We start from the raw sequence: 4,571 nt of genomic DNA, 5'->3' as shown, positions 1-4,571 counted from the left end.
AACCCCCTGCCGGCGTGCGGGCGGCGGCGCCCCCCCCCCCCCCGTCCGCCGCGGCCCCCCCCGGCCCCCCCCGCCCCCGCGAGCGGCGCCGGCGGGCAGGGACGGCTCACGCCTCGTGCGTGGCGACGATCTCCCGCTTCTCGGCGAAGTGGCAGGCGCTCGGGTGGTCGGAGTCCTTGCGCTCGATCAGCGCCGGCACCTCCCGGGCGCAGATCTCCTGCGCCTTCCAGCAGCGGGTACGGAACCGGCAGCCCGACGGCGGGTCGGCCGGGCTCGGCACGTCCCCGGTCAACCGGATGATCGCCTTGTTCTCCCGGCTGGTCGGGTCCGGCACCGGCACCGCCGAGAGCAGCGCCTGGGTGTACGGGTGGGTCGGCCGCTCGTAGATCTCGTCGTCCGAGCCCGTCTCCACGATCTTGCCGAGGTACATGACCGCGACCCGGTCGGAGAGGTGCCGCACCACTGACAGGTCGTGGGCGATGAAGATGTACGAGAGTCCGAACTCCCGCTGCAACTGGTCCAGCAGGTTCATCACCTGCGCCTGGATCGAGACGTCCAGGGCCGAGACCGGCTCGTCGCAGACGATGATGTCGGGCCGCAGCGCGAGCGCCCGGGCGATGCCGATGCGCTGCCGCTGGCCGCCGGAGAACTGGTGCGGATACCGGTTGATGTGCTCGGGGTTGAGCCCGACCACCTCCAGCAGCTCCTGCACCCGACGCCGCCGGTCACCCTTGGGCGCCACCTCGGGGTGGATCTCGAACGGCTCGCCGATCAGGTCACCGACGGTCATCCGGGGGTTGAGCGAGGTGTACGGGTCCTGCATGACCAGCTGGATCTGGCGGCGCATCCGGCGCTGCTCGGCGGGGCGGAGCGCGAAGACGTTCTGCCCCTTGTAGCTCACCGCGCCGGACGAGGGCTTCTCCAGGTTCATGATGACCCGGGCCAGCGTCGACTTCCCGCAGCCCGACTCGCCGACCACGCCGAGCGTCTCGCCCTGGCGCAGTTCGAGCGAGACCCCGTCCACCGCCTTGACGTGGCCGACGGTCTTCTTGAAGACCACGCCACGGGTCACCGGGTAGTGCTTGACCAGGTCACGGACCTCGAGAATGGTCTCAGCCATTGTTCACCAGCTCCTCGGCGAAGTGGCAGGCGCTGGCCCGGGTGGGACCAAGCTGCAGCAGCGGGGGCACCTTCTCCCGGCAGATCGGCTGGGCCATCGGGCAGCGCGGGTTGAAGGGGCACCCGGGCGGGATGTTCAGCAGGCTCGGGGGCAGCCCCTTGATCGTCCGCAGCTGCTGGCCCTTCTCGTCGATCCGGGGGATCGAGTCGAGCAGGCCGAGGGTGTACGGGTGCGCCGGCTTCGCGTACAGCTCGTGGACGTTGGCCTCCTCGACGATCCGGCCCGCGTACATCACCGCGATCCGGTCCGCGACGTCGGCGACCACGCCGAGGTCGTGGGTGATGAGGATCAGGCCCATCCGCCGCTCGCGCTGCAGCTCGGCGAGGAGGTCCATGATCTGCGCCTGCACCGTGACGTCGAGCGCGGTGGTCGGCTCGTCCGCGATCAGCACCTCCGGGTCGAGGGCGAGCGACATCGCGATCATGACGCGCTGCCGCATGCCACCGGAGAACTGGTGCGGGTAGTTGTTCACCCGCCCCTTCGCGTTCGGGATCTGGACCAGGTCCAGCATCTCGATGGTGCGCTTCTTGGCGTCCGCCCGGCTCATCCCGCGGCGGATCCGGAACTGCTCACCGATCTGGAACCCGACCGTGAAGACCGGGTTCAGCGCGGAGAGCGCGTCCTGGAAGATCATGGCGATGCCCTCGCCCCGGATGCGGCGCCGCTGCTCGCTCGACATCGCGAGCATGTCCCGCCCGTGGAAGCGCACCTGCCCGCCCGTGACGTAGCCGGGCGGGGTGTCGAGGATGCCCATGATCGTCTGAGCGGTGACGCTCTTACCCGAACCGGACTCGCCCAGCACGGCCAGCGTCTCGCCGGCGTCCACGTGGTACGTCACGCCGTTGATGACCTTGGCCACACCGTCCCGGGTACGGAACTCGACGCGCAGGTCGTCGACCTCGAGCAGTCGCCCGGTGGGGCGCCCGGAGGCGTCCGATGCGGACTGCTCGGACACGAGAATGTCGGACACAGGAATCTCCTACCGGAGTTTCGGATCGAGAGCCTCGCGCACGGCCTCGCCGAGCATGACGAAGCTGAGTACGGCGATGACGAGGAACGTGGCCGGGAAGAGCAGCAGGTGCGGTGATACCCGGATGTAGTTCTGCGACTCACTGATCATGATGCCCCAGGAGACCACCGGCGAGTGCAGGCCGACGCCGAGGAAGGAGAGCGTCGCCTCGGCGCCGATGAACGAGCCGATGAGGATCGTCGAGTAGACCAGCAGCGGCGCCAGGCAGTTCGGCAGCAGGTGCTTGAAGACGATCCGGGCCGAGCTGGCACCGAGCGCGCGGGCCGCCACGATGTAGTCGGCCTCCTTGGTGGCGAGCACCGAGGAACGCATGATCCGCATCGAGACCGGCCAGGTCAGCACGACGAGCGAGACGATCACCAGCATCATGATCTTGAAGGTGCTGTTGCTCGACCCCGGCTTGTTGAAGGTGAAGAGGATCACGATCGCGCCGAGCACGAACGGCAGGCCGAAGAAGATGTCGGCGATCCGGGAGAGCACCGCGTCCACCCAGCCGCCGCGGAAGCCGGCGAGGATGCCGATGGCACCGCCGATGAGCACGGTACCGATGGTGGAGAGCACCGCGACGACGATCGACGCCCGGGCCCCGTAGATGACCCGCGCGTAGACGTCCTGGCCCTGCACGTCGTAGCCGAACCAGGCGGAACCCGACGGCGCCACCCGGCTGCGCTCCAGCAGGCCCTGGGTCGGGTCGGTGTGGGTGAAGAGTTGCGGTACCGCGGCCATGACCACGAAGATCAGGATGAGCACGGCCGGGATCCAGAACATCGGCCGGCGGCGCAGGTCCAGCCAGGCGTCGCCGAGCAGGCCGCGCGGCTTGCCCTGGCGCTGCTTGCCAGCGGGCAGGCCGGCGTCGGGCGGCGCGGTACCGCCGGCGACCGCGGGGTCCTCGGCGGGCGGGGTGGTCACCATCGAACCGATCGTCGGGTCACTCATAGCGGATCCTCGGGTCCAGGGCCGCGTACAGCAGGTCGACCACCAGGTTCATGATCAGATACACGAGCACCAGGATCACGACGATGGAGACCACCGTCGCGCCCTCCTTGGTGACGATCGCCCGGTAGACCTCTCGGCCGATTCCATTGATGTTGAAGATGCCCTCGGTCACGATCGAGCCGCCCATCAGGCCACCGAGATCGGTACCGAGGAAGGTGAGCACCGGGATCATCGAGTTCCGCAGCAGGTGCACCCCGACCACCCGGCGCATGGGCAGGCCCTTGGCGATCGCCGTCCGTACGTAGTCGCCGCGGCGGTTCTCGGCGATGCTCGTCCGGGTCAACCGGGCGATGTACGCCATCGAGGTGCTGCCCAGCACGAACCCGGGCACGATCAGCTCGTTGAAGGGCACGTCCGAGGAGACCGTCGGGTTGATGATGTGCCACTTCGTACCGAGCAGGAACTGCAGCACGAAGCCGGTGACGAACGTCGGCAGCGCGATCAGGAACAGGGTCGAGACCAGAACCAGGTTGTCCATGAAGCCGTTACGCCGCAGACCCGTGAGCACGCCGGCGGTGATGCCGATAATTCCCTCGACAGCGAGCGCCACAAGTGCCAGTTTTAGCGTGTTGGGGTAGGCGGCAGCGATCAGGTCGTTGATGGAGCGGCCACCGAAGGTCTGGCCGAAATCGCCCCGCAGCAGGTTCTGCATGTAGTGCAGGTACTGCAGGAAGACGTTCTCGTCGAGATGGTACTTCTCGGTCATGAACGCGATGTACGAGTCCGGACAGCGCCGCTCACCGCACTTGCCGGCGAACGGGTCGCCGGGTACGGCCCAGACGAGCCAGTAGATCAGGAATGTGGTCCCGAAGAAGACGGGTATCAGTTGGAGCAGCCGTCTCACGACGTAACGGCCCATGGATCCTCCAGAGGGGGCGCGCCTGGGGGGCGACGCGGGTGGTGGAAACACGCCAGGGATGCGGCAGCCAGCAGGTGCCGCATCCCGGCGGAAGCGAGCCCGGGCCGGGTCACCATACGGTGTGCCCGACCCGGGGTGAAGCCACCTACTTGAGCACGACCGACGAGAGGTCGAGCTCGCCGACGTTGGTGGTTTCGGCCTTGCTCAGCTTGTCGGAGATGCCCCACTGCTCGTTGTAGAAGTAGACCGGGATCGACGGAACGTCCTGGTCCACGATCGCCAGTGCCTGCTGCAGCTTGGCGTGCGCGGCGTCGGCGTCCGGCGCGGCCTGGGCCTCCTTGGCGAGCGCGTCCACCTGCGGGTTGCTGTACAGGCCGTCGTTGGAGGAACCGCCGGTGACGTAGAGCGGGTTGACCCAGTTCTCCACGTCCGGGTAGTCCTGCTGCCAGGCCGCCCGGTACGGGCCCCGCATCTGGTGCGCGTTGATCATCTGGCGGAAGGTCGCG

The 4,571-nt window shown here is 68.2% G+C and carries 4 protein-coding genes and 1 pseudogene; all 5 read right to left on the bottom strand.

Features of this window, described 5'->3' with window-relative positions; genetic code table 11:
* Window positions 1-106: 106 nt before the first annotated feature.
* The gene (locus tag AB0J86_RS19950; protein WP_363859047.1) at window positions 107-1,120 is read right to left on the bottom strand and encodes a dipeptide ABC transporter ATP-binding protein; all 1,014 of its coding nucleotides are present in this window, start codon (window positions 1,118-1,120) and stop codon (window positions 107-109) included.
* Complete coding sequence (locus AB0J86_RS19945; RefSeq protein ID WP_363859165.1) at window positions 1,113-2,135, bottom strand: ABC transporter ATP-binding protein; 1,023 nt, start codon at window positions 2,133-2,135, stop codon at window positions 1,113-1,115. Before AB0J86_RS19945 ends, AB0J86_RS19950 begins: the two co-directional genes overlap by 8 nt.
* A 24-nt stretch (window positions 2,136-2,159) precedes the next feature.
* Window positions 2,160-3,146, bottom strand: coding sequence for an ABC transporter permease (locus AB0J86_RS19940; protein ID WP_363859046.1), 987 nt, complete (start codon window positions 3,144-3,146; stop codon window positions 2,160-2,162).
* The gene (locus AB0J86_RS19935; RefSeq protein ID WP_363859045.1) at window positions 3,139-4,065 is read right to left on the bottom strand and encodes an ABC transporter permease; all 927 of its coding nucleotides are present in this window, start codon (window positions 4,063-4,065) and stop codon (window positions 3,139-3,141) included. The genes AB0J86_RS19940 and AB0J86_RS19935 overlap by 8 nt, the downstream gene beginning before the upstream one ends.
* Before the next feature lie 145 nt (window positions 4,066-4,210).
* Window positions 4,211-4,571: pseudogene (locus AB0J86_RS19930) on the bottom strand (ABC transporter substrate-binding protein); the annotation flags it as partial.

The organism is Micromonospora sp. NPDC049559 (assembly GCF_040676675.1).
In the GTDB taxonomy this organism is placed as follows: Bacteria; Actinomycetota; Actinomycetes; order Mycobacteriales; family Micromonosporaceae; genus JBFAPK01.
The sequence above is the reverse complement of the archived record's forward strand: the minus strand, read 5'-3'. Positions and strand labels throughout refer to the sequence as shown.

What these genes read in the sequence shown, in the direction of transcription:
- AB0J86_RS19950 (WP_363859047.1), bottom strand. Translation starts at nt 1,120, where the DNA reads ATGGCTGAGACCATTCTCGAGGTCCGTGACCTGGTCAAGCACTACCCG.
- AB0J86_RS19940 (WP_363859046.1), bottom strand. Translation starts at nt 3,146, where the DNA reads ATGAGTGACCCGACGATCGGTTCGATGGTGACCACCCCGCCCGCCGAG.
- AB0J86_RS19935 (WP_363859045.1), bottom strand. Translation starts at nt 4,065, where the DNA reads ATGGGCCGTTACGTCGTGAGACGGCTGCTCCAACTGATACCCGTCTTC.